19 protein-coding genes are annotated in these 21,140 nt (G+C 72.3%); 6 read left to right on the forward strand and 13 right to left on the reverse strand.

Going from position 1 to position 21,140, the window contains the following annotated elements:
* Positions 1 to 10: 10 nt before the first annotated feature.
* The 3 genes from ACFYXV_RS06585 to ACFYXV_RS06595 form a co-directional block, all read right to left on the reverse strand.
* Positions 11 to 151, reverse strand: coding sequence for a SapB/AmfS family lanthipeptide (locus ACFYXV_RS06585; RefSeq protein WP_366104031.1), 141 nt, complete (start codon positions 149 to 151; stop codon positions 11 to 13).
* On the reverse strand, positions 148 to 2,781 hold the full coding sequence (lanKC, locus tag ACFYXV_RS06590) for a class III lanthionine synthetase LanKC (protein WP_389382178.1): 2,634 nt from the start codon (positions 2,779 to 2,781) through the stop codon (positions 148 to 150). Before lanKC ends, ACFYXV_RS06585 begins: the two co-directional genes overlap by 4 nt.
* Before the next feature lie 101 nt (positions 2,782 to 2,882).
* Positions 2,883 to 3,476: a VanZ family protein gene (locus tag ACFYXV_RS06595; RefSeq protein WP_389382179.1), complete on the reverse strand. Its 594-nt coding sequence runs from the start codon at positions 3,474 to 3,476 to the stop codon at positions 2,883 to 2,885.
* Between the two features lie 118 nt (positions 3,477 to 3,594).
* Here ACFYXV_RS06595 and ACFYXV_RS06600 point away from each other — a divergent pair, with 118 nt between their 5' ends.
* Positions 3,595 to 4,485 (forward strand): YihY/virulence factor BrkB family protein, encoded by an 891-nt coding sequence (locus ACFYXV_RS06600; RefSeq protein WP_385470585.1) that lies wholly within the window; start codon positions 3,595 to 3,597, stop codon positions 4,483 to 4,485.
* 36 nt (positions 4,486 to 4,521) lie between these two features.
* Here the strand turns inward: ACFYXV_RS06600 and ACFYXV_RS06605 are convergent, their stop codons facing one another.
* Positions 4,522 to 4,677 carry a DUF6131 family protein gene (locus tag ACFYXV_RS06605; RefSeq protein WP_383350596.1) on the reverse strand — a complete coding sequence of 52 codons (156 nt, stop codon included), beginning with the start codon at positions 4,675 to 4,677 and terminating at the stop codon, positions 4,522 to 4,524.
* Positions 4,678 to 4,823: 146 nt separating this feature from the next.
* Here ACFYXV_RS06605 and ACFYXV_RS06610 point away from each other — a divergent pair, with 146 nt between their 5' ends.
* Positions 4,824 to 5,246, forward strand: coding sequence for a YjbQ family protein (locus tag ACFYXV_RS06610; protein WP_389382180.1), 423 nt, complete (start codon positions 4,824 to 4,826; stop codon positions 5,244 to 5,246).
* Positions 5,247 to 5,265: 19 nt separating this feature from the next.
* Here ACFYXV_RS06610 and ACFYXV_RS06615 read toward each other — a convergent pair whose 3' ends face one another.
* Complete coding sequence (locus ACFYXV_RS06615; protein ID WP_389382181.1) at positions 5,266 to 6,411, reverse strand: glutamate--cysteine ligase; 1,146 nt, start codon at positions 6,409 to 6,411, stop codon at positions 5,266 to 5,268.
* Positions 6,412 to 6,571: 160 nt separating this feature from the next.
* On the opposite strand from ACFYXV_RS06615, the gene ACFYXV_RS06620 reads away from it, so the two are divergent.
* A complete protein-coding gene (locus ACFYXV_RS06620; RefSeq protein ID WP_385470591.1) occupies positions 6,572 to 8,833 on the forward strand; it encodes an ADP-ribosyltransferase domain-containing protein in 2,262 nt (753 codons plus the stop codon).
* On the opposite strand, the gene ACFYXV_RS06625 is transcribed toward ACFYXV_RS06620, so the two are convergent.
* The 4 genes from ACFYXV_RS06625 to ACFYXV_RS06640 are packed head-to-tail and all read right to left on the reverse strand — an operon-like array spanning position 8,793 to position 13,664.
* Entirely contained in the window at positions 8,793 to 9,860 is a 1,068-nt protein-coding gene (locus ACFYXV_RS06625) for a peptidogalycan biosysnthesis protein (RefSeq protein WP_389382182.1), read from the reverse strand. The genes ACFYXV_RS06620 and ACFYXV_RS06625 overlap by 41 nt on opposite strands.
* Positions 9,857 to 11,119 carry an MFS transporter gene (locus ACFYXV_RS06630; RefSeq protein WP_389382183.1) on the reverse strand — a complete coding sequence of 421 codons (1,263 nt, stop codon included), beginning with the start codon at positions 11,117 to 11,119 and terminating at the stop codon, positions 9,857 to 9,859. The genes ACFYXV_RS06625 and ACFYXV_RS06630 overlap by 4 nt, the downstream gene beginning before the upstream one ends.
* A complete protein-coding gene (locus ACFYXV_RS06635; protein WP_389382184.1) occupies positions 11,116 to 12,405 on the reverse strand; it encodes an acetyl-CoA carboxylase biotin carboxylase subunit family protein in 1,290 nt (429 codons plus the stop codon). The genes ACFYXV_RS06630 and ACFYXV_RS06635 overlap by 4 nt, the downstream gene beginning before the upstream one ends.
* 5 nt (positions 12,406 to 12,410) lie before the next feature.
* Positions 12,411 to 13,664, reverse strand: a complete 1,254-nt coding sequence (locus ACFYXV_RS06640) for an ATP-grasp domain-containing protein (protein WP_389382185.1) — start codon at positions 13,662 to 13,664, stop codon at positions 12,411 to 12,413.
* A 219-nt stretch (positions 13,665 to 13,883) separates the two neighbouring features.
* Between ACFYXV_RS06640 and ACFYXV_RS06645 the strand changes: the two genes are divergently transcribed.
* Both ACFYXV_RS06645 and ACFYXV_RS06650 read left to right on the forward strand, forming a co-directional pair.
* Positions 13,884 to 15,332, forward strand: coding sequence for a coproporphyrinogen-III oxidase family protein (locus ACFYXV_RS06645; protein ID WP_389382186.1), 1,449 nt, complete (start codon positions 13,884 to 13,886; stop codon positions 15,330 to 15,332).
* Positions 15,329 to 16,420, forward strand: coding sequence for a DUF1152 domain-containing protein (locus tag ACFYXV_RS06650; protein WP_389382187.1), 1,092 nt, complete (start codon positions 15,329 to 15,331; stop codon positions 16,418 to 16,420). Before ACFYXV_RS06645 ends, ACFYXV_RS06650 begins: the two co-directional genes overlap by 4 nt.
* A 435-nt stretch (positions 16,421 to 16,855) precedes the next feature.
* Here the strand turns inward: ACFYXV_RS06650 and ACFYXV_RS06655 are convergent, their stop codons facing one another.
* Positions 16,856 to 17,170, reverse strand: a complete 315-nt coding sequence (locus ACFYXV_RS06655; protein ID WP_385469064.1) for a hypothetical protein — start codon at positions 17,168 to 17,170, stop codon at positions 16,856 to 16,858.
* Between the two features lie 259 nt (positions 17,171 to 17,429).
* Between ACFYXV_RS06655 and ACFYXV_RS06660 the strand changes: the two genes are divergently transcribed.
* Positions 17,430 to 18,131, forward strand: coding sequence for a M24 family metallopeptidase (locus ACFYXV_RS06660; protein ID WP_389382188.1), 702 nt, complete (start codon positions 17,430 to 17,432; stop codon positions 18,129 to 18,131).
* A 115-nt stretch (positions 18,132 to 18,246) separates the two neighbouring features.
* Here ACFYXV_RS06660 and ACFYXV_RS06665 read toward each other — a convergent pair whose 3' ends face one another.
* From ACFYXV_RS06665 to ACFYXV_RS06675, 3 genes are all read right to left on the reverse strand, one after another.
* Positions 18,247 to 18,636, reverse strand: coding sequence for an excalibur calcium-binding domain-containing protein (locus ACFYXV_RS06665; RefSeq protein WP_389382189.1), 390 nt, complete (start codon positions 18,634 to 18,636; stop codon positions 18,247 to 18,249).
* 4 nt (positions 18,637 to 18,640) lie between these two features.
* Complete coding sequence (locus tag ACFYXV_RS06670; protein WP_389382190.1) at positions 18,641 to 20,194, reverse strand: prepilin-type N-terminal cleavage/methylation domain-containing protein; 1,554 nt, start codon at positions 20,192 to 20,194, stop codon at positions 18,641 to 18,643.
* Positions 20,195 to 20,298: 104 nt separating this feature from the next.
* On the reverse strand, positions 20,299 to 20,940 hold the full coding sequence (locus tag ACFYXV_RS06675) for a hypothetical protein (protein ID WP_389382191.1): 642 nt from the start codon (positions 20,938 to 20,940) through the stop codon (positions 20,299 to 20,301).
* Positions 20,941 to 21,140 lie beyond the last annotated feature (200 nt).

Consider the following 21,140-nt stretch of genomic DNA (forward strand, 5'->3'; position numbering starts at 1 on the left):
GTGACCTGTGTCAGTTACAGGTCGTGATGCTCAGGCTGCTGTCGCCGCAGAGCAGCAGGCTGGCCCGGCTGCCGCCACCGCCACCGCCGCCGTGCAGCTCGGTGACCTCTTCCTTGGGGGTCTCCATCGACTGCAGGTCGAGAAGCGTCATGTCAGATTCCTCTTCTGTCGAGTGGTGCGATGGGTCACGGCCCCGGACGGGGCCGGCTCTGGGGCCGCCGCGGTGTGCCGCAGCGGCGGGAGGAACGGCAGGTGCGCGCGCCCGCCGGGCGCGGCGCTGCCGAGGGCGAGGAGAGCGCCGGCGGTGCCCGTGGCGAGGTCCATGGACAGGCGCATCATCTGCTCGCCGGGGAAGGCCAGATGGCCCTGGTACGGCACGGCGTGCCGGGCCAGCGCGTCGATCTGGCGGGTGATGTCCTCGGGGCCCGTACCCGGGCCGGGAGTGGTGGTGCGGGCCAGGTGGAGGATCATCCCGGCGGCGCCGCGCAGCAGCCCGGGCTGGGCGTAGAAGGTCGCCTGGGCCGCCTTCACGATCTCGCGCCGGGCCTGTTCGAACCGCTCGTCGGGTGCGTGCTCCAGCCAGTCGTCGAGGACCATGCCGATCCCTACGCTGCCCTGGCCGAGGTACGGCATCGTGCGCCAGCCCTCGTTCACCTGGAGGGTTCCGAACGCGCTGGTGACGCAGCGGTCGAGGTCGCGGTGGAGCGCCCGTGCGGACTGGAGCAGGAGCTCTTTGTCGCCGGTGCGTTCGTACAGCCGCAGGAAGAGAAGGGCGGGGCCGGTGTTCCCGTACATCAGTCCGGCGCGGGCGGGGCGCTGTTCGGGCCGGGCGAGCAGTTCGGCGCAGCGCAGGGCCGCGGTGTGCAGCCCGCCCTCGCCGCTCGCGGTGCCGAGTGCGTCCAGGGCCAGGCCGATGCCGGCGAGTCCGCCGTGCAGGTCGGGGCCGGCGCTCTGCCAGGGCTGGTGCAGCAGCCGTTCGGCGAGGGCGAGGGCGCGCTCCGCGTGTCCGAGCCGGTTCAGGGTCCAGGCCGTGCCGGCGAGGCCGTCGTAGAAGCCGAGCGGGGTGCCGGAGGCCGGTTCCGCGGTCCGCTCCAGCAGCCATTCCTCGGCTTCGGGCCAGGGGTCGGCGCCGGTCTCGGCGAGGGCGTGGAGCACCCCGGCGATGCCGCTGCCGAAGCCGGTCCCGCCGCCCGCGGACGCGAACTGGGCGATGTCACCGGGCACGAGGCGGTCCTCGCGCTCCGGGGTGGCGCTCGCGCGGATCGCCGCGCTCATCGACGTACGGGCGGCCGGCCAGTCCCCCGGCTCGACGGGCAGGTACGGGCCGGGCGGTGCGGGCAGGCGCCCGCCCGGCGCGCCCTGCGGGGCGCCGGACAGGATCTCCTCGACGGCCTCGTCGAGGAACCGCCTCGGTACGGGGAACTGCGCGGCGGCCACGGACGCCAGATGGGCGGCCTTGGCCCGGTCCAGGACGAGCAGGCTGGTCAGGGGGAGGAAGAGGGCGAGCCGCAGACAGGCGAGGGCGTAGCGGTCGACGGAGAATCCGCGCCGCTCGGCCGGGGCGACGAAGGCCGGGTTGGCCACGGTCTGCCGCAGTCCCTCGTCGACGTGCGCGGCGGCCTCGAAGTCCAGCAGGGCGACGGACGGTTCGCCGCTCTCGTCCTCCGCCACCATGATGTTGAAGAGGTGGAGGTCGTTGAAGACCACGCCACGGGCGTGCACGGCCTCCACGGCCTCGGTGACGCGGCGGTGGATCTTCAGCGCCCACTCGGTGTACGAGGCGAGTTCCGCCGGGCCGGGGTCGGCCTCGATCAGCGGGTGGCGGCGGGCGAAGTAGGTGTTGAGCGGTTTGCCGTCGAGGTGTTGCAGCACCAGGAAGTGGTGGTCGCCGACCGTGAAGGTGCCCCGTACGGCGGGCACGCAGTCCAGGCCCGACAGCCGTTCCAGCGCTGCCTGTTCACGGTGCAGCCTGGTCACCGCGTCGGCGCCGTCGGCGGCGAGCCCGGCGTACGGGCGGGCCTCCTTGAGCACGACGGACTCGCCGGTGCGGCTGTCCTTGCCGGCGTAGACGCCGCCGCCGTTGGAGAAGTGCAGCGCCCGCTCCACCGTGAAGGGGATGTCGGTGAGGGTGGTCGCGGAGCGCGCCGCGAGGTGCGGCTCCAGGAAGGCGGGCAGTTCGAGCCACTCGGGCGGCTGGAACACCGGTCCGCGCGGGTCCGGTACGAGGCGCCCGTCGGGGGTCTCGATCGCCGGGACCAGCTCGCCGTGCTCGTCGTAGCAGTGCCGCAGGGTGAAACTGCCGTAGCGCAGGTGGACCGGTCCGGCGCCCCAGCGCAGATCGCTGAGGATGTACGGACCCGCCGCCCCGCCCAGCGCGGCGTCGAGGTCCTCCGCGATGCGGCGGCACTGCTGCTCGTCGGCCGGGTACACGGTGATGAACTTGCCGCTCGCCGCGCGGTCGGCGTACTTGGCGTTGCGCAGGTGCAGCAGGTAGCGGCTCGGTATGAACTTGAAGGCGATGCGCCGGGCGGTGCAGTACTCGTACACCGTCGTCAGCAGCGCTTCGGCGTTGTCGAGCGTGGCCGAGACGTGGATCTTCCAGCCCTGTGCGGGCAGTTCGGCGTCGGCGGGGCGCAGGGCGAGCCAGTCGCCGCTGCGGTGCGAGCGCCACCCCGGCGGAACGGGGGCGAGCGCGGCCGGGTAGCTCTCGCCGGCGCGCCGGTACGGCGCGTCGTAGAACCATCGGTCGGCGTCGCAGAAGGCGGCGTACCCCTTGTTCACACCTGCTCCCTCGGTCGGCGGCAGATCCGAAGGTGTCACGTCGGGCGGACAGGGCGACAGTCACGCCTGTCACCGATGGGGTGTGCAGTACTCACGAGTCACTAACTCCCGCTGTGTCGCGGCGACTTCCCGGTCCACCGGGTCCACCAGTGCCGGCGGCGCGGATGAACGGCCCGGCCGAGGCGGCGGCCGAGCAGCAGGTATCCGAGCATCGCGCCGGCCGTGTTGAGGATGACGTCGTCGATGTCGAAGACGCGTCCGGTGACGAGGGCGCCCTGGACGAGCTCGATCAGCGTCATGAGGCAGGCCGTCACCACGGCCACCCGCACCAGCCCCCGCGCCGGGGGCAGCAGCACGGGCAGGAGCACGCCGAACGGCAGGCCGAGCACCACGTTCCCGCCCACCTGGCGCACGGCCTCGGTCGCCGAAGTCCCTTCCAGGTAGGCGTTGATGGAGCTGCCGGGACGGACGTTGGCGTGCACGAGGGCCGCCGAGGCGGCGGACGGTTCCAGCGTCAGCCGGGCCAGGACCACGCCGAACAGCACGGTTCCGGCGAAGGCGGTCACCATGGCCGACGCACGGACGGCGGGATGGACCGGAGCGCGCCGGACCGGTGCGGTCGTCGTCACGTCTTCTGCGGTGGGCGTCCGCTCCACGCGCTTGCCTGCACTCTGTCGCACATGCCTCCATGTCATGCGGGACCGTGTACCCTGCGGGCCGCCCCGTACTCGGGGTGGGGCGCCCGGTGCGCGAGGACCGGCTGCGGGCCCCGGCCCGGCGCATGCGGCCGGGCCCGACGGGCACCTGCGCAGCGTGACCGACATCCCCCGCACCTCATCCCTCCGGAGCGGCCCGCCCGCGGCCGCCCTCGCGGCGCGCACCCGCTCCGAGCTGCGGCGTACGGCCGTACGCGTCTGGACCGACAACCTCGCCGACCACGCGGCCGCCCTCACGTACTACGCCGTCCTCGCGCTCCTGCCCGCGCTCGTCATCGCGGTCTCCCTCGTGGGACTGCTGGGCGGGGCCACGCGGAACCGGCTGATCACCGAGCTCACCTCGTACGCGCCGCCCCAGTCGGCGCAGGTGCTGCGCGAGGCGCTCGGCGGGCTCGCCGCGGAGCAGCCGTCGATGTGGGCCCTGCTGATCAGCGGCCTGCTGAGCGCCCTGTGGTCGGCGTGCAGCTACCTGGCGGTGTTCCGCCGTGCCCTGCACGCGATGCACGGGGTGCCCGACAGGCGGCCCCCGCTGCGCGCGGCCCACACCCTGCTCATCAACGCGGCGCTGCTGCTGGTCCTGCTCGTCGTCGCCGCCGCGGTGCTGGTCGTGTCCGGGCCGTCGGCCCGCTGGCTGGCGCGGACCGCCGGGGGGATCGGGCCGGAGGCCATCGCGTTCCTGCGCTGGCCCGTACTGCTCGCGGCCGTCACCCTCCTGGTGCTGATCCTCTTCAGGACCGGTCCGGACCGGAGCCGGGGCACCCGTCGGGGCCTGCCCGGCGGGGTACTGGCCGCCCTGCTCTGGCTGGCCGCCTCGGTGCTCTTCACGCTCTACACGGAGCTGGACACCTACGGCCGGCTCTACGGTTCGCTGGCGGGCATCGTGGTCTTCCTCGTCTGGCTCTGGATCGCCAACCTGGCCCTGCTCACCGGGGCCCAGTTCAACGCCGAACGGGCCCGGGGAGCACGCGGGCGGGCGGGCCCCCCGTGAGGGGCCCGCCCGTGCCGTGCGCACCGCGGGGTGCGGTCACCAATAGTGGCGCCGGCCGCCGACCGCGTGCCCGACGGAGCCCAGGATCCACAGCACCGCGCCCACGACCAGCAGGATGACGCCGATGGTCCACAGGATGGAGATCCCGGTCAGGAAACCGATGACCAGGAGGATAAGTCCGATGAGAATCATGATGCCCTCGTCCTCAGGTTGGGGATCGGCGCGGCGGTGGTGACCGCCGTGGCGCCTCGAACGGCGTGTACCCCCGAATTCCGTCCCTATCGGCATCGCACCGGCTCGACCTCGCGACGCGGGAGGGACCCGGCCAGGATGGGTGCATGACCGACACGTTCACCACACGGACCCTCGACGTGACGACGGGGTCCGCGGAAACCGTCCACGATCTGACCGCGGCGTGCGCGCAGTTCCTGCGGGACGCCGCCCGGGGCCGCGACGGGCTGCTCAATGTGTTCACTCCGCACGCCACGGCCGGACTGGCCGTCATCGAGACGGGGGCCGGCAGTGACGGCGACCTGCTGGACGCCCTGCGCACGCTGCTGCCCGCCGACGACCGCTGGCGGCACCGGCACGGATCCCCCGGCCACGGTCGCGACCACGTCCTGCCCGCCTTCGTACCGCCCCACGCCACCCTTCCGGTGGTGGGGGGCGAGCTGGCGCTCGGCACCTGGCAGTCGGTGGTGCTGGTGGACACCAACCGGGACAACCCCCGCCGCACGGTACGGCTGTCCTTCCTGGGCTGAGCCGGGGCCGCCCGGGGTGTCAGCCGGACCGCACGGGGCCGCTGCCGGCCCCGGTCTCGTCCCCGAGGGTGCGGCGGGCGCACCGGAGCACCACGGAGGCCAGGTCGCCGTCCGCGCGCAGCAGCTCGCGCTGCACGCGGGCGCCGTTGCCGCGGGCCTGCAGCCCGGCCAGGCCCTCCTTGACGAAACCGGCGTCCCCGTTGTCCTCCAGGGCCTCCCGGACATGGCCGTACAGTGCGCGGACCACGGTCGCGGCGGAGTCCTCGCGCAGGGTGGCCGGGTGGATCAGGGGTCCGTCGAGCCCGGACCGGGCCGCCCGCCAGGCGGCGAGCCGCAGCAGGCTCGTGTCGACCGCGGGGGACGGTTCGCCCGCCCGCCAGTCACGGGCCGCGGTGTCCACGAGGCCGCGTACCAGGGCCGCCAGCAGCACGGCCGTCGACGCGTCGAGGCAGACGTCGGCCACACGGATCTCCACCGTCGGGTAGGAGGCTGCCAGCCGCGCGTCGAAGTAGATCATCCCCTCGTCCCGGATGGCCCCGGTGGCGACCATGGCCCTCACCCGTTCGTGGTAGCGCTCGGGCGTGCCGAAGAGGTCCACCGGGCCGGCCGAGGGCCAGCGGTTCCATACCCTGCTGCGATAGCTGCCGTACGCGGTGTCCTCCCCCTGCCAGAACGGTGAGTTCGCGCTCAGTGCGGTGAGGACCGACAGCCAGGGGCGGATCCGGTCGAGCACCGCCACTCCCTCCTCGTCGGACTCCACCGCCACGTGCACGTGGCAGCCGCAGGTCAGCTGCTCCTGGGCGGGCAGGCCGAACTGCCGGGCGATCCACTGGTAGCGCTCCCCCACGCTCAGCGAGGGTTCCACCGGCAGCGGGCAGGTGGCGAGGGCCGCCACCAGGACGCCGGCGGCCTCGGCGTGGCGCGCGGCCTCGGCCCGCCACCGGCGGATCTCCTGGTGGAGTTCGTCCATCCGGGTCAGCGGGCGCGTCGCGCACTCGACCTGTTCCTTGTGGAGTTCCCTCTCCAGCGGGATCTCTCCGCCCGCGCCCGCCGCCCGGCCGCCGGACCGCAGGGCCGATGCCAGCACGGCGCCGGCGGAGGCCGCCGGCCGGCCGGTCCGCGGATCGACCAGCAACAGTTCTTCCTCGACGCCGACGCTGCGCATGCGGGGCCTTTCGCTTGCTCTCCGTGCCGTATCCCCCGGCGTATGCCCGCTGCCGCCGCGGCCATCCGCGAGGTCACCCGGATGCGCGGGACGCAGAACTGTCAGTGGCGGCCGTTACGTTCGGGGTGTTGCACGAGCCGTTTTCCGACAGGAGTGGACGATGACCGAGAGCAGTGCTCTGCCTGTGCTCAGGGTGGTGCTGACAGACGTCAACGAGCGCGTGGTGGAGGCGTGGCGGGCCGCTTTCGCGGACACCCCCGGGATCGAGATCCGCCGGGGCTCGATCCTCGACGAGGACGTCGACGCCTGGGTCACGCCGACGAACTCCCGGGGCCGGATGGACGGTGGGGTGGACGCCGCCATCAAACGGCACCTCGGATCGGGCATCCAGCTGCGGGTGCGGCGGGCGGTCCGCGACCGGTTCGCCGGCGCCATGCCGGTGGGCAGCGCCGTCTGCGTCCCCTCGGGGACGGCCGTTCCCCGGTTCCTGATATCGACGCCGACCATGGTCGAGTCCTCGCAGAACGTGAGTGCCACGCTGAACGTGGCCCTGGCGTGCGCCGCCGCGTTCCAGGCCGTCCACCGGCAGAACCGGAAGGCACCGGGCAGCATCCGCTCCGTGGCGCTGGTCGGGATGGGGGCGCAGACCGGCCGGGTGCCGGCCAGGGTGTGCGCCAACCTGATGTGGACCGGCTACACGCTGTTCCAGGACCACTGGTTCGAGGAGGACGACGAGCTGCGGGCCACGATCACCGCGCAGCTGAGCGGCATCGAGAAGCGCCCGGTCGAGGAGCGGGTGCGCATCGTGCCGCCGAAGCCCGCTGCCGACGTCCTGGGCCTCGCCGAGCTCTTCGACGGCGGCGGTGAGCCCTGGCTGCCGCTCTTGAAGCCCGTCATCGAGGCGCAGCCGGACGCCGCCCGGTTCATCGGGAAGGGGCGCAGCCCCGAGGTGGTCCCGGTCCGCGAGCTGACCTTCCAGGCGCTCAAGCCGCATCCGCCGCACCAGTGGAAGGTCGTCGTCTTCGGCCAGAACCCGTACCCGCGCCCGGAGAGCGCGACGGGCATCGCCATGTTCGACAACACGTTCAACGACTGGAAGGACAGCCAGTTCGGCAGGGTCGTCAGCATCCGCTGCATCATCAAGGCGGCGGCGATGTGGAAGTACGGCATCGCCAAGAAGACCCCGATCGCCGACGTCCGCGCGCTGTTGCGGGAGCACGAGACGGTCCAGCCGCCGGAGTGGTTCCAGGCGATGCTCACGCAGGGCGTACTGCTGCTGAACGCCTCGCTGACCGCCAGCGGCGACGGAGCGATGGGTGCCGAGCGCCACACTGCGTTCTGGCGGCCCGTCGCCGAGCGGATCGTCGAGGAGATCCTCAAGGCCAAGCAGGAGGCCGGCGAGGAGGACCGCGGGGTCGTGTTCGCCTGGTGGGGTGCGCACGCCAGGGCCCTCAAGAAGGTCGTCCTGCGGCTCCAGGAGAAGTACCCCGACGTCGAGGTCCGGCACATCGACCACGCGAACCCGGCGGCGCAGGGCGACATCTTCTGCGAGGGCGACCACTTCGCCACGGTGAACGAGGCGTTGGCGTCGCTGGGTTCCGACGGGATCGACTGGCTGCCGGGCAAGGGGTGGAACGAGGGGGCGGCGGTGGCCGGTTCGGGCGGCGCCGGCGGCGCGGACGGGGGTGTGGCGGCCCGGATGGGGGCCTTCATCGAGTCGACCATGAACCTGCACCAGCTGTACCTGGAGCGGCTCAGCGGCGTCAAGGACGAGGGCCTGGTCCTCCCGGCGATCACCGGTGTGTTCGCCACCCCGCTGATGGGCTTCCAGGAGGCGGTCGCGCCGGTCGCCGAGACGCTGTCCGGGCTCGCCGGACACATCGACCGCTCGCGGGACTTCGGCAAGCGGCGGGCGGACGAGGCGTCCGGCGGAGGTCTGTCCGCGGACGCGATCGCCGCGCTCCACCTCTACACCTGCGAGTCGGCGTTCTACCGCGAGATCAACGCCGTCCTGCGCTCCCCGGACCGCACCGGGGTCACGCCCTATCTGCCGTACCTGCGGCTGCTGTTCTCGGCGGTGTCGGGACTGCCCGCCCGTACGGAGCCGCTGTGGCGCGGTGTGTCGCTGGACCTGCGCTCGCAGTACCCGGTGGGCCGGACGGTGACCTGGTGGGGCGTGTCCTCGTGCACCTCCGAGCTGAGCGTGGCCCGGTCCTTCCTGGGCAGCCGCGGCAAGCGGACGCTCTTCGAGGTGACGCCCGCCAAGGCGGTCGGCATCAGGAGCTTCTCCGCCTTCACCGGGGAGGAGGAGTACATCCTCGCGCCGGGCACGCAGCTCAGGGTGACGGACGTGAAGAGCGAGCGCGGCGGGCTGTGCACGGTCAGGCTGACGGAAGCGGACGTGGATCCCGTGCTGTCCTGACCCGGGGGCCTCCGGACCCCGCGGGGTGCCGGTCGACCAGGGCGTACAGGCCCGACACCTCGGCGCCGCGGCGGCGCTTGGCCTCGATGGTCGTCATGCCCGCGTGCAGGGCGGTCGTGCCGCGGGCGTAGGCCTCCTCGATCGGCAGGTAGTACATCAGGTTGAAGTACAGGTGGGGCGCCGGGTGTTCGCGATCGAGGGCGACCGCGCGGATCCACGTCGTGGTCCCGTAGTGGTAGTAGAGGCAGAAGCCGGTCATCCGGTGTCCGTCGTAGGCGGCCACCACACGCGCTTCGCTGCCCATCGCCACCGCCTGCCGTTTCAGCAGGCCGGTCATCGCGTCGATGCCGTCCCGGTCGTGCCCGTGGTCCTGCTGGTGTCCCGCCAGGAGGACTCCGGCGTCCTCGAAGCAGTCCGAGAGCACCTGTCGGCGTACGTCGAGGCCGGCCGCGGCGAACAGGCGGCGTTCGCGGCGTACGCCGACGCGGCGCTGTGAGGGCAGCGAGGAGATGTAGTCGTCGATGCCCGCACCGGGGAGGGGGATGAGCGCGTCGTCCTCCAGGTGGAGGGCGGGCCGCGGGTAGAGGGGGGCGAGCAGGGCCGCGGCCGTGGTGGTGAGGTAGGGCCACCAGTGCGTGGTGCCGTGCCGGTCGGCGAAGCGGCGTACGGCGTCCTGGAGGAGGGCGAGGCAGGCGTCCCGCCGGCCGGGGTCCAGGCCGGGGGCGGTGAGCGGGGTGTTGTGGTAGCCGCGCCGGGCGCCGGCGATCACGCGGGGCCGCAGGTGCGGGGGCAGTACGGTCTCGGGCCGGTAGCCGTCGTTCGGCTCGTCCCGTACCAGGTGCAGGGGGGCGGCGGCGAGCAGGGCGCCTTCGCGGTCCCTTACGAGCGCGTACGCGCGGGTGGCGGTGGGGTCTTCCTCCTCGCCGGCGAGCCACCGGTGGGAGAGGTAGAGGCCGCCCGGCCGCGCGAGGTGCTCCCATTCGGCGGCGGGGACCTCGTGGACGGACTCGATGACGCTCGTGATCAACGCGGATTCCTTCGGCGGTGGCGGTTGGGGGCTTTGAGGGCGGGCGCGGCGAGTGCGCCGATCAGGCAGGCGGCGGCTTCCGCACTCCACGGGAGGAGCGGTCCGGCTTCCAGCAGCAGGGTGAACACGGCGGGAGCCGCGACCATGCCGACGGCCCACGAGAACTGGTACAGGCCCTGCGTGAAGCCACCCGCGGCCTGGGGCGTGAGGCTCACGGACAGCTCGCTCAGCGCCGGGCCGAGGAAGATCTCCGCCACGCTGAACAGGGCGATCGCCACGATGAGGGCCGCCCAGGCGGTGGCGGCGACACCGGGCAGCGCGGGCAGCGCGGGCAGCGCGAACGCCGCCATCCCCACGGCCATGATCAGGTATCCGAGGGCCACGGCGCGCCGGGGCACCTTCGGCGCCAGGTACGCGGTGACGGCCGTCGAACACGCCGAGACGATCACGGTGTTGACGACGAACAGCAGGCTCGCCGCCGAGGCGGGGAGGTCCAGCGCCCGCGTGGTGTAGACGGCGACGAGGACGGCGAGGGCGGCCTGCGCGAGGACGTAGGGGAGGTTGACGGCCACGAGCAGGAGGTAGCGGCGGGTGTGGTCGGACCGGGTCACGAGGGCGCTCGGGGGCGCTCCGTCCGGCTGCGGCGGGCGGGTGGTGAGGGCGGCGAAGCAGGCGGCGGCCAGGAGGTAGGTGGCGGCGTCGACCGCGATCATCCAGCGCAGCGAGCCGTTCCCGAACACGGTCAGGGCGCCCGCGGCGGCCGCGGACCCGGCGGCGAGCCCGACGTTGCGCAGCGAGCCGGTGAACGCGAACCAGGAACGGCGTTCGCCGGCCCGGGTGACGTGGGTGATCAGGGTGCGCTGCGCGGTGAAGTACATGTTGATGCCGGCCTGTACGAGCACGTACACGCCGGCGACGTGCCACGGCTCGCGGGCGAGCAGGAACAGGGCGAACCCCGCGGCGGAGAGGACGTTCGCCCACACCACCACGTGCTTCGGCCCGACGCGGTCCATGAGGCGTCCGGCGAGGAACGTGACGGGCAGGGCGAGGGCCTGCCCCACCGTCATCGCGGCGCCGACCTGCGCCAGGGGCAGGCCCTGGACTTCGGTGAAGTACAGCAGGCCCAGCGGCAGCAGCATGCCGTTGCCGACGGAATCGATGAGGTTGCCGGTGATGAAGAGGCCGTGCCCGCGCAGTACGGGCAGGCCGAGGCGGTCCGCCGCGGTGCGCGGGCGGCGGGTCTCGGTGGCCGCGCTCACCGGTTCAGCAAGGTGCTGATCTTGACCAGGACCTCGGCCGCGGGGAAGCCGGTCGCCCCGTGCAGCTCCGTCAGGGTCTTCACGGTCCGCTCCTCCTCGCCCTCGGCGAGGGTGATCACGACGATGTCCCCGTGGGAGGCGCCGTCGATGACCAGCTCATGGGCGGTGACCACGCGGACGTTCCGGCGGAGTTCGGCCACCACCGCCGCCGGTATGCCGTCCGTGGCGAGGAACTCGATCGCCCAGCCGGTCCGTCGTGCCGTGCCCCCGGGGACGGGCAGGCCGCGAGCCATGCGGGCGAGGGAGGTGAAGGTGTTGGTGCCGGACGCGGCGCACGAGAGGGTGGTGGCGCCGCCGATGCGCGGGTTGACCTCCAGGACCACGAACCGGCCGCCGGTGTAGACCATGTCGACGTTCACCGACCCGTACACTCCCAGGCTGCCGCAGAGGTCCACCAGCGTGCCGGCCACTTCGCCGAACGCGGCGTCCGCCTCCTCCCGGGGACCGCACCACCGCAGGTCGGCGAAGGTGAACACCGGCTCGGCCCCCGCACGTCCGGTCCAGCACAGGGGCAGGACCCGGTACGAGCCCGGGCGCCCCACGATGTCCACGCTGCACAGGTCGCCCTCGACGACCTGCTCCACCACCGCCGACACCGCCTGCGGGCCGGGCGTGAGGGAGGTGTCGAGGGAGGTGTCGAGGTACGTGTCCAGGTACGCGTCGAGGTCCGCGGGGCCGCGCACCGTACGGATGCCCGTGCTGGTCGAGTCCCACAGGGGTTTCGCCATCAGCGGGTAGCCGATCCGTCCGGCCCTCAGGCGCAGCGCGTCCCGGTACCCGGGCACCGGGAGCCCCCGCCCCGACAGCGGATCGGAGTCGACGCGGAACCCCTCGGGCACCGGCAGCCCGGCCCGCTCGCAGAGCTGCTTGGTCTCCCACTTGTCCACCAGCAGCATCGTCGCCGCGAGCGGGGTCATGACCGTCGGGATGCCCTCGGCGTCCAGGAAGGCCTTGGCCGCGGCGTCGCGCAGCGCGTTCTCGCACGGCAGCGAGATCGACACCGCCGCGTCCGCCCCCCAGGCGGCCACCGCGTCCGCGAGCTCCCGCGGCGTCACCCCGCGATCGAGCCGTCGCCGGTGGCCGGGGAAGTCCTCGTCACCGGCGGCGCCGCTGGTGTGGAACAGCCCGGCCTCGATCCCCTCGGCCGCCAGAGCCCGTACGGCCCGCTGGACGTACGGGTCGGCGCGCCGGATGCCCACCGACCTCAAGAACGCGATCTTCCGCACCTGCTTCAGCCCACTTCCACTCGGGACCGGGCGACCACCCGGTCGGCCAGCCCCCGCGCCTGCCCGACCGTTTCCGCACGGGCCACCACGTGGGCGATCCGGCAGGTCGAATCCGCCGGCTCCGGCACCACGTCGCCGGGCCGCAGATGCACCTCGCTGTGCGTCCCGGGCAGGTCCGGGACGACCGCCTCCCGCAGCACACCGCCGTGCTCCGGCAGCAGGAACCGGATCGACGCCGCGTCCGTACGGGAGGGGACGGTGTCGGGCACCAGGCCGAGCACGGCCTGGAGCTGGGCCACGGCCTCGCTCACGCCCGTCGCGGCCTCGACGATCTCGCACAGGTTGTCCCCCGGCAGCCGGGCGCCGGTCTCGATCACGTACGGCGTCCGCGCACCCGGCGGGATCTTCACCTCCGTGTGCGCGATCCCGTTGCGGACGCCGACGGCGAGCGCCGCACGAGCCGCGGTGTGCTGCACCGTCCTGACCAGCGCGGCGGGCAGACCGGACGGGCAGGTGTGGCCGGTCTCGATGCGGTACCGGCCGTCGGTGGTGTCCTTCGCGACGACGGGCAGGGGGTAGGCCACACCGTTCGCGACCACGGTGTCGCAGGAGTACTCCTCCCCCGGGACGTACTCCTGGAGCAGGACCCGCGTGTCGAGTTCCAGGCCGTGCGGGCGTGCGTACGCGTACTGGCGGGCCGCGCCGACCGCGTCGGCGAGCCCTTCCGGCCCGTCGACCACGGACACGCCCCACGAGCCGCCCTGTTCCGCGGGCTTCACCACGAGCGGCCACCCCAGCCCGTGCTCCCGCGCCGCCCGGTGCGCCCCGGCGCCGTCGTGGGCGAGCGCCCAGCGGGGGGCGGGGATGCCGGCGGCCGCGAACGCCTCGCCCATGAGGATCTTGTTCCTGGCGGCGCGGGCGAGCCGCGGATCGTTGCCCGGCAGGCCGGTCCGTTCGGCGAGCAGCGCGGCGAGCGGGGTGAACAACTCGAAGCAGGGGGCAATTCCGGCGATGGCGTGCTGCCGGCAGAAGGCCTCCATGTCCTCCAGGGCCCTCGGTGCGTCGGTCAGGTCCGTCGCGCACACCCCGGCGAGGGCGGCCCGCAGCCGGTCCGGATACCCGTCGTGGACGTCCTTGTGGGTGGCCGCGTACAGGCGCACCCCCAACCGGTCGGCCGCCTCGACGAGGAAACGCCCCGCGTTCCCCATCGGCTCGATCACCAGCACTCCCGGCCCGCGCGGGCCCGCCCCGATTTTCATTCCTCCAGCAAAGCCGCGGCGCGGGCGTGGCGGCTATCGGCCTGACCAACGAAAACAACTCGCCGTCTGGCGGCGGCCTTTGGAGCAACCACCAATGAACTGGCCAGTAGTTGCGGGGGATTTGGTGCGCCCGCCCGATGGAACCGGCCAAGCGTCCCGTGATCGGATCGCCGGGGTGGGGAAACCCGCGCCTGCAAACCCGTACGGGAAGGCAACACCGTGACCAGCAGCCTGCACCAGCAGCTCGCCGACCACATCGACCAGGGCGTCATTCCGCCCTACCAGTACTCGTACCCGCCCCGCTCCACGTACCGCCCCCTCCCGGAGGGCAAGTGGAGCATCCCCGACGTGTGGGCGGCGGACCTCGCCAACCACCAGGTCCCCGAGCTCAACCTGTACCTGCACGTCCCCTTCTGCGACCGCAAGTGCGGCTTCTGCAACCTCTACACGATCATCAGTACCGACGAGGACGTCTACGACGCCTACACCGACGCGCTCTGTACCCAGATCCGCGATCACGCGGAGATCATCCGGGCCCGGCGTCTGCGCACCATCTACATCGGCGGCGGCACCCCCGCACTGCTCAAACCCCGTCACTTCGAGCAGATCTTCACCACCATCGGCGAGATCTACCCCAACTGGCGGTCCACGGCCGAGGAAGTCGCCGTGGAGGCCACCCCGTCGTCGATCGCCGACGCGCCCGAGGAGTTCAAGGCCCTCATCGGCATGGGCCTCACCCGCGCCAACGTCGGCATCCAGTCGCTCGTCCCGCGCGAGATCCGCGAAGCGGGCCGCGGCGGCGAGGACGAGGACGTCATCCGCCGCGCCGTCCGCACCGCGCACGAGCTCGGCCTCCCTGACCTGTCCACCGACCTGATCATGGGCTTCGCGGGGCAGACCCCCGAGACCTGGCGCCAGAGCGTGGACGAGCTGGCCGCGCTCCAGCCCACCACCATCAGCACCTACTTCCTCACGGTGCGGCCGGATGCCTGGTTCTCCAAGACCGGCGCCTACCAGTACATGTGGCAGCCCGAGCTGTACGAACGCTACGACTACGCCCGGCAGGTCTTCCTCGACCACGGCTACGTCCAGGAGGGCTCCGTCCGCTACAAGAAGCCCGGTCGCGGCGGCTACGTCCAGAAGGTGCTCACCTTCCACGGCGTGCCCCTGCTCGGCCTCGGTGTCGGCGCCCGCTCGTACAACAGCGTGCTCGACTACATGTGCGGCAGCGTGAAGCCCTCGACGGCCGAGGTCGCCGACTACATCAAGAGGGCCAGGAACCACGAGCTCGCGCCCGTCACCGGCTTCGAACTGACCGGCGAGGAGATCGTGCGCAAGCGCCTCGTCCTCGACACGTTCGACCTCGACCTCACGGAGCTCGACCGCTTCGGGTACCAGAAGCACGCCGCCGAGTTCGAACCCGTGCTGGAGGCGGCCGAGTCCAACGGGCTCGTCCACCGCCTCGGCCGGCGCGTCCAGTTGACCCCCAAGGGCTTCAAGTACCGCGACGTGCTGTCCTGGATGTTCTATTCCGGGTCCGTCAAGGACCTCGACCGCGAGTACTACGAGAACCTCCACGCGGCGAACAAGCGCGCCCGGAAGAACATGGGGGCGACACCGGTGCGGATCACCGGCGTCGACCTGCGCGAGCGCGAGGGAGCCGCGTGAGCGATCTGTACGTCGCGGCGGGCGGCGGAGGGGACCCCGTCGGGACCCTCATCGCCGCCCGCACGCTCGCGGCGGGCGGCGAGGGCGCTTCGGGCGCTTCGGGCCCGGCCCACGCGGCCGATCCGCCGCTGATCGCCACGTACGCGTGGGAGCGCCCCGAGGTCGACCCCACCTCCAGCCCCCTCGGGCAACGGCACTTCGACGGGCTCGTTCACGAGCGGGGCGGGTTCGCGGCCTTCGCGCCCGCCACCCGGGCCCGCCCGCCGGCCGGATCCACCCTGCCCGGCCTCGCCCGGGACCTGCCGGCCCGGCTGCTGCTCCTCGACCCCGCCCGGGGACTGTCCTCCCTGGCACGGCAGATCGCGTCCATGGCGGAAGCCGCGGGCGCCGGCCGGATCCGCATCGTCGACATCGGCGGCGACATCCTGACCCACGGCGACGAGCCCGGCCTGTGCAGCCCGTTCGGTGACGCCCTGACCCTCGCCGCGTGCCGGCTCACCGGGATTCCCACCACCGTCCACATCGCGGGGCCCGGTCTCGACGGGGAGATCGGCGAGCGGATCCTCCTCGAACGCCTCGCCGCGAGCCTCCCCCTCGTCCCCGACCGGGACGCGGCGGCAGCGGCCGCCCGCGCACTGGCCTGGCACCCCTCCGAGGCGTCCGCGCTGTGGGCCGCCGCCATCCACGGCGCCCGCGGCACGGTCCGTACCGTCAACGGCGTCATCCGCCTCACGGACGCCTCCGCACGGCTGTACCCGCTGCCGCTCCGGGAGGCCATCGGCCACAACCCGGTCGCCCGGGCCCTCGTGGCCGAGCACCCGGCGACCCTGAAGGCCGCCGCCGACGTCTCCCACCGCCTCACCGGCATCCCCGGCCTGGACAGCGAACGGACCCGTGGGCCGCTCCGGGCCCGGCGGCCCGTCTCCCCCGGCAAGGACGAGGCCGTGAAGGCCCTTCGCGAAGCGGCCGACGGAGCCGACCACATCACCCTCCGCCACGCCGCCCGAACCCTGGGCCTCACCTGGAGGGACATCCCCGCCCTGCGGACCACCCTCGCCACGGACACCCCCCTCCTCCCCCTCACCTGACCCCGGCCGAGGAGTCCATCGGGGGATGGGAGGCTCCTCGTATCAGCGGCCGGACGCCTCACGGATCCGTCGCGCGTGCCGACGCACGCGCGACGGATCCTCGGGAAAGCAGCCGGGCCCGGTCCTCGCTCAGGGGCGTCCAGGCCGCCGGCCGGCCCCTCTCGGCGACCGAGGGCGCCGCCGGACCCGCGATCGCGACGAACGACAGTCCACCTCGGCGGCGAGCGGCACAGGGAGCCCCCGCCCGACGGTGGTCAGCCTCTCACCGGCACCGTCGAACTCCCTTGCCGCCAGCCTGACATCGGCTGCCGCCGCCTCCACCACCCGGCGGTCGAACCCGTCACCCATCACCCGATCGCACTGGGCCGGGGGCCTGACAGCGCGACGGCGCCGTCCCCACGGGCCGGCGGACGCGAAGCCGGACGGGAGGCCGGGTCAGTCGGGTTCACTCGCGAGGTGCAGGGCGAGCTCCTGCAGGATCTCCTGCGAAGACGTCCCCGATTCCAGCTGGTCGAAGGCGTCCGCGACGGCCTCGAAGGCCAGCACGAAACCGCTGATCAGGGCGCTGAGCGGACCGGACAGCTGATCCAGCATCGCGAATCCGACCTCTGCGGCATCGGCATCGGCGGGCACGAGGAACTCGGTCGGGGTCACCTCGCCGAGCAGCGAGGAGACGTAGTCGGTCCCGATCCCGCTGCGCACACCCGTGAGTGCCGCGATGGCCTTCAGCTTGATCTCGTTGCCACTCATCCCGCGAGGGTACGGCGGCGCTCCCCGCGAGAGCTCCCGGCGCGCTATACGGCGGCCGGCCGCCGGCCCTCGTATGACGGACCAACGCGGGCGGCCGGTATCGGCCCAACGCTGGATGATCGACCGCTGATGCCGCGCGGGCAGACGTTGTTAGCTTCGGCCGGGTGGTCAGGGCTCCTCCCTCGACACCAACCGGTCACCACCCCCTTCGGGCCCGGCGGCAAGCGGCGCGGGCATGGGCTGACAACAGGGACACACGATGGCGACGTTGGACCGGATGGACGTGGGGCTGCGGGCCCTGCACCTGCTGGAAGGCCAGCGCATGGCGCAGCGCCTGTTCGGGCACGTGATCGCCACTCGGGTGATCAAGCCCGGGCGCAGCGAGGAGGAGATCGACAACCGGATCGCCCTGATCGCCCGGGAGGTGTTCGGCGTACGGGCGGGCCGGGTCGGCCGTCGGTTCGCGCGGGCGGGATCGAACACCGTGGTGGGCGGACCGTGGCCGGAGCGGGTCATCGGCGCGCAGGACCTGGTCGTGCTGGACTTCGAATCGCTGCTGGCCCCGTACGAGACGGGCTTCACCCGTACCGTGGCCCTCGGGGACGACCCCGTGCGCCGGTGCCTCGTGCACGACCTGGCCGTCGTGGCCACCGGTGCCCGGGATGCCCTCCGGGCCGACGATTCCATCACCGGCCGCGAGCTGTACGCGAAGGTCCGGAGCATGGCGGCCAAGGCCGACCTGAGTCTGGGTGCCTGGCATTGCGGTCGGCTGACCGGCACCGCGCCCACCCCTCATGCGGAGGCGACACGGCCGGAGCTCTTCATCGGTCCCGGCAACGACCGGCCCCTGCGCCGGACGGTGGACGGGGGGTGGCGGGCCCACTGGATCCTCCAGATCCGCCTCGTCGACGAACACCGCGGCCACGCCGCCGTGCACACGGAACTGCTCGACCTGGTCTGACCGGCCATTGTCGTATCCGGGATCGCCCCTCCGGCAGGCAGGAGGGGCGACGGGCCATGCCCGGTGCGGCGCCGCGTCGAAATGACGTCCGTACCGGGCATGGCGCTCCATCTCGCTACGGCGCCGGCGGCTTGATCGTCTCGACGACCGGCGCGCCGTCCACGTCGGTCACGAAGTCCCGGTGGACCGGCTTCTTGTCCGTCGGCTTCGGGAGGTTCGGGCACGCGATGCCGTCGCCGTCCCGGTCGAGTCCGTTCGGGTCGAGTGCGTCCGCTCGCAGCACCGATTGTGCGTCGGCCTGTGCCTCGAACGCGTCGCAGTCGGCCACATGCCCCCGGTGCACGTACGGAGTGACGTCGATCGTGCGCTGCGGGGGTTCGTTCCCGGCGCACGCGGTCAGCGTGATCGCCGCGATCACACCGACCGCCCCCGCGATGGAGGTACGACGTCCCCGTCGTGGCCGTGGACGCCGGCCCTCGTACATGGTGCGTGACTGGTCTGACATGGTCCTACGCCGATCCTGTCCGGTACACCGCGAGCTTTCCGTTCGCCGGGTCGGCCGCGTACACCGCGTACACCTTCGCCGTGGTGTTGTTCACGGCCAGCGCGGAGAGGTGACGAGGTGTGCCGAGCGGGGCTTGCGACAGCAGCGTGGTGCCGTCGGCCGCACCGAGGCCGCCGGGCGCGGCGTTCGCGCCGCCCTGATACAGCTGTGCGACGAAGATCCTGTTGAAGTTCTTCAGCAGGGCGACCTTGTGTGCCGGGTTCCCTGCGGCACTCGACATTCCGCAGACCGATACCTGCCCCGTGACCGCCGACCCGGCGATGCGGCTGATGCGGCCCCCGCTGTTGCCGCACTGCGCCACGGGTCCACTGTTGGAGAAGAGGTAGACCGCCCCTGCCGTGGAGCTGTAGACCGCGGATTGGGGATTGGACGTCGCTCCCGTCGGGTCGTCGATCGCCGTTGAAGTACCGTCGGCGGGGTTGACGACGATCGTCGTCGCGAGGGGTTTCGTGCTTTCGGGACTCGCCGGGTCGCACCGCTTTGCAAAGAGGTAGACGCGGTTGCGGTTCGGATCGACGACGGTGCTGCCGCGGACGCTGCCGGACTGGAGTCCGTTTCCGGGGCACGACGTCGTCGGGAAGCTCACGACGAGCCTGGCCTCGTGGGTCTGCGAGGAGATGCTGAAGAGGCCGATGCCGGCGGCGGGGGCGGCGCCGGATCCGACGCTGTTCTTGGCGAGGTACACCGCGTGGCGGGCGGGGTCGAAGGAGAAGTCCATCCCGTTGGTCGCACTCACGATTCCCGTGACGGGCAGCGTGATCGTCGTCGCCGACGAGGTGCCGGCCGCGATGTAGGCGACCGTCGAACCGCTTGCCGAGCCGCCGGCGACGTAGACGTCTCCGTTCTCGGGAGAGACGGCCAGGCCGCTGACGGTCGTCCCGAAGTTGGCGACCGGGGTCACCTGGTTGCCGTTGGCCGTGTCGATGACCGCGACGCCGCCCGTGCCCCCGACGTAGACCCTCCCCGTGTCGGAGTGGACCGCGATCCGGGTCGGGTTCGAGATGGCGGCGGGGAGGCTGATCGGAGTACCGATCAGCTTGTCGGTCTTGCCGTCGATCACGGTCACGGTGTTGTTGCCGCTCGACGCGACGTACACGCGATCGGCCTTCTCGTCGACCGCGAGGTCGGTCGGACCCGGACCCACCGGGACCTCGTCCGCTGCACTCTCCGTCGGTGAGGTGTCATACAGCGTGAACGATGACTTCTCGCCCCGACCGCACTTGTTCTCCTCGCCGACCGTCACCATGTTGTAGACCGGATCGCCGGCCAGCAGCCCGTCGGCCTTCAGATCATCGACCGTCCCGTAGCGTCCGTGCTTCGCGCAGAAGGACTCCTCCGCTGTGCGCAGGGTGGCCGCGTCCGTGGCGACCGCCTCCTTGCGGCCCTTGTCGCCGATGCCCCTGACGGAGAACACCACGATGGCGGAGAGGACGCCCAGGATCACGATGACCACGAGCAACTCGATGAGCGTGAAGCCGTCCTGGCGTCTGGCGCGCAAGGGGAACGGGCGATGATCCGCTGTCATTGGTGTCATGACGGTTGGAGCTTCCTTCGATCGATGGGTCACGTCGGGCCGGAGCGCACGCGCGAGCCCTTGCCGCATCACGGTGTTCCCCGTCGCACGGGCTTGACGTCCTTGGGCGCCGGCAGGTCCGGGCAGGCGATGCCCTTCCGATCGGCGTCGAGGTGGTTCGGGTCGGCCGGCGCGAAGCGCAGGACGGCCTGCGCGTCCGCTTGGCTGGCGAAGTCCGGGCAGTCGTAGGCGTCATTGCCGTAACGCAGGAAGTAGCGGGCGTCGAAGGCCCGATCCGGCTGCGGACAGAGCGCGCTGCGGGTGTCACCGGAACCGCACGTGAACTGCTGCGCGCGGGGGGTGACCGGCTTGGTGTCGCGGGGTTCCGGCAGTCCGCGGCACGCGACGCCGCCTCCGTCGTCAAGGTGGTTCGGATCGCCGGGGTCGGCCCGCAGCACCGCCTGGGCGTCCGCTTGACTGGCGAAGTTGATGCACTCGAAGGCGTCGCCGTGGGTGACGTGCGCCTTCGCGTCGAACACCTTGTTGTTCGGGCACAGCGCGGTGCGCGGCGTGCCCGGCGTGCACCATTCGCGCTCGGGCCTCCGGGCTTGGGCGGCGTCCGACCCGCCGCGCACGAACACCACGACGCCCAGCGCCACCGCGACCAGTACGAGAACCAACACACCTCGCCTGATCGCGCGCGAACGCATCGGTCTGCTCACCACTGCCATGCCATGCCTCTGCCCATCGTGCCGCCGGCCCCTTTCCTGCGCCTCGCAGTGGGCCGACGACCCGTGCCCGTCATGCCCGTTGCAGTTTGGATGCGTGCATTACATCCACAGCACGCATGGTTGTCAATCATTGACTACCGGGTTCCCGATGAGCACCATCTAGGCCTGTGCGGCACAGTCATGCCGAAAACCTGGCAGAT

This window comes from Streptomyces sp. NPDC002181, from assembly GCF_042890485.1.
Lineage (GTDB): Bacteria > Actinomycetota > Actinomycetes > Streptomycetales > Streptomycetaceae > Streptomyces.

Coding starts and splice junctions, on each gene's coding strand:
- ACFYXV_RS06585 (WP_366104031.1), bottom strand. CDS start 151: ATGACGCTTCTCGACCTGCAGTCGATGGAGACCCCCAAGGAAGAGGTC.
- ACFYXV_RS06595 (WP_389382179.1), bottom strand. CDS start 3,476: ATGACATGGAGGCATGTGCGACAGAGTGCAGGCAAGCGCGTGGAGCGG.
- ACFYXV_RS06605 (WP_383350596.1), bottom strand. CDS start 4,677: ATGATTCTCATCGGACTTATCCTCCTGGTCATCGGTTTCCTGACCGGG.
- ACFYXV_RS06610 (WP_389382180.1), top strand. CDS start 4,824: ATGACCGACACGTTCACCACACGGACCCTCGACGTGACGACGGGGTCC.
- ACFYXV_RS06615 (WP_389382181.1), bottom strand. CDS start 6,411: ATGCGCAGCGTCGGCGTCGAGGAAGAACTGTTGCTGGTCGATCCGCGG.
- ACFYXV_RS06620 (WP_385470591.1), top strand. CDS start 6,572: ATGACCGAGAGCAGTGCTCTGCCTGTGCTCAGGGTGGTGCTGACAGAC.
- ACFYXV_RS06640 (WP_389382185.1), bottom strand. CDS start 13,664: ATGAAAATCGGGGCGGGCCCGCGCGGGCCGGGAGTGCTGGTGATCGAG.
- ACFYXV_RS06655 (WP_385469064.1), bottom strand. CDS start 17,170: ATGAGTGGCAACGAGATCAAGCTGAAGGCCATCGCGGCACTCACGGGT.
- ACFYXV_RS06660 (WP_389382188.1), top strand. CDS start 17,430: ATGGCGACGTTGGACCGGATGGACGTGGGGCTGCGGGCCCTGCACCTG.
- ACFYXV_RS06665 (WP_389382189.1), bottom strand. CDS start 18,636: ATGTCAGACCAGTCACGCACCATGTACGAGGGCCGGCGTCCACGGCCA.
- ACFYXV_RS06675 (WP_389382191.1), bottom strand. CDS start 20,940: ATGGCAGTGGTGAGCAGACCGATGCGTTCGCGCGCGATCAGGCGAGGT.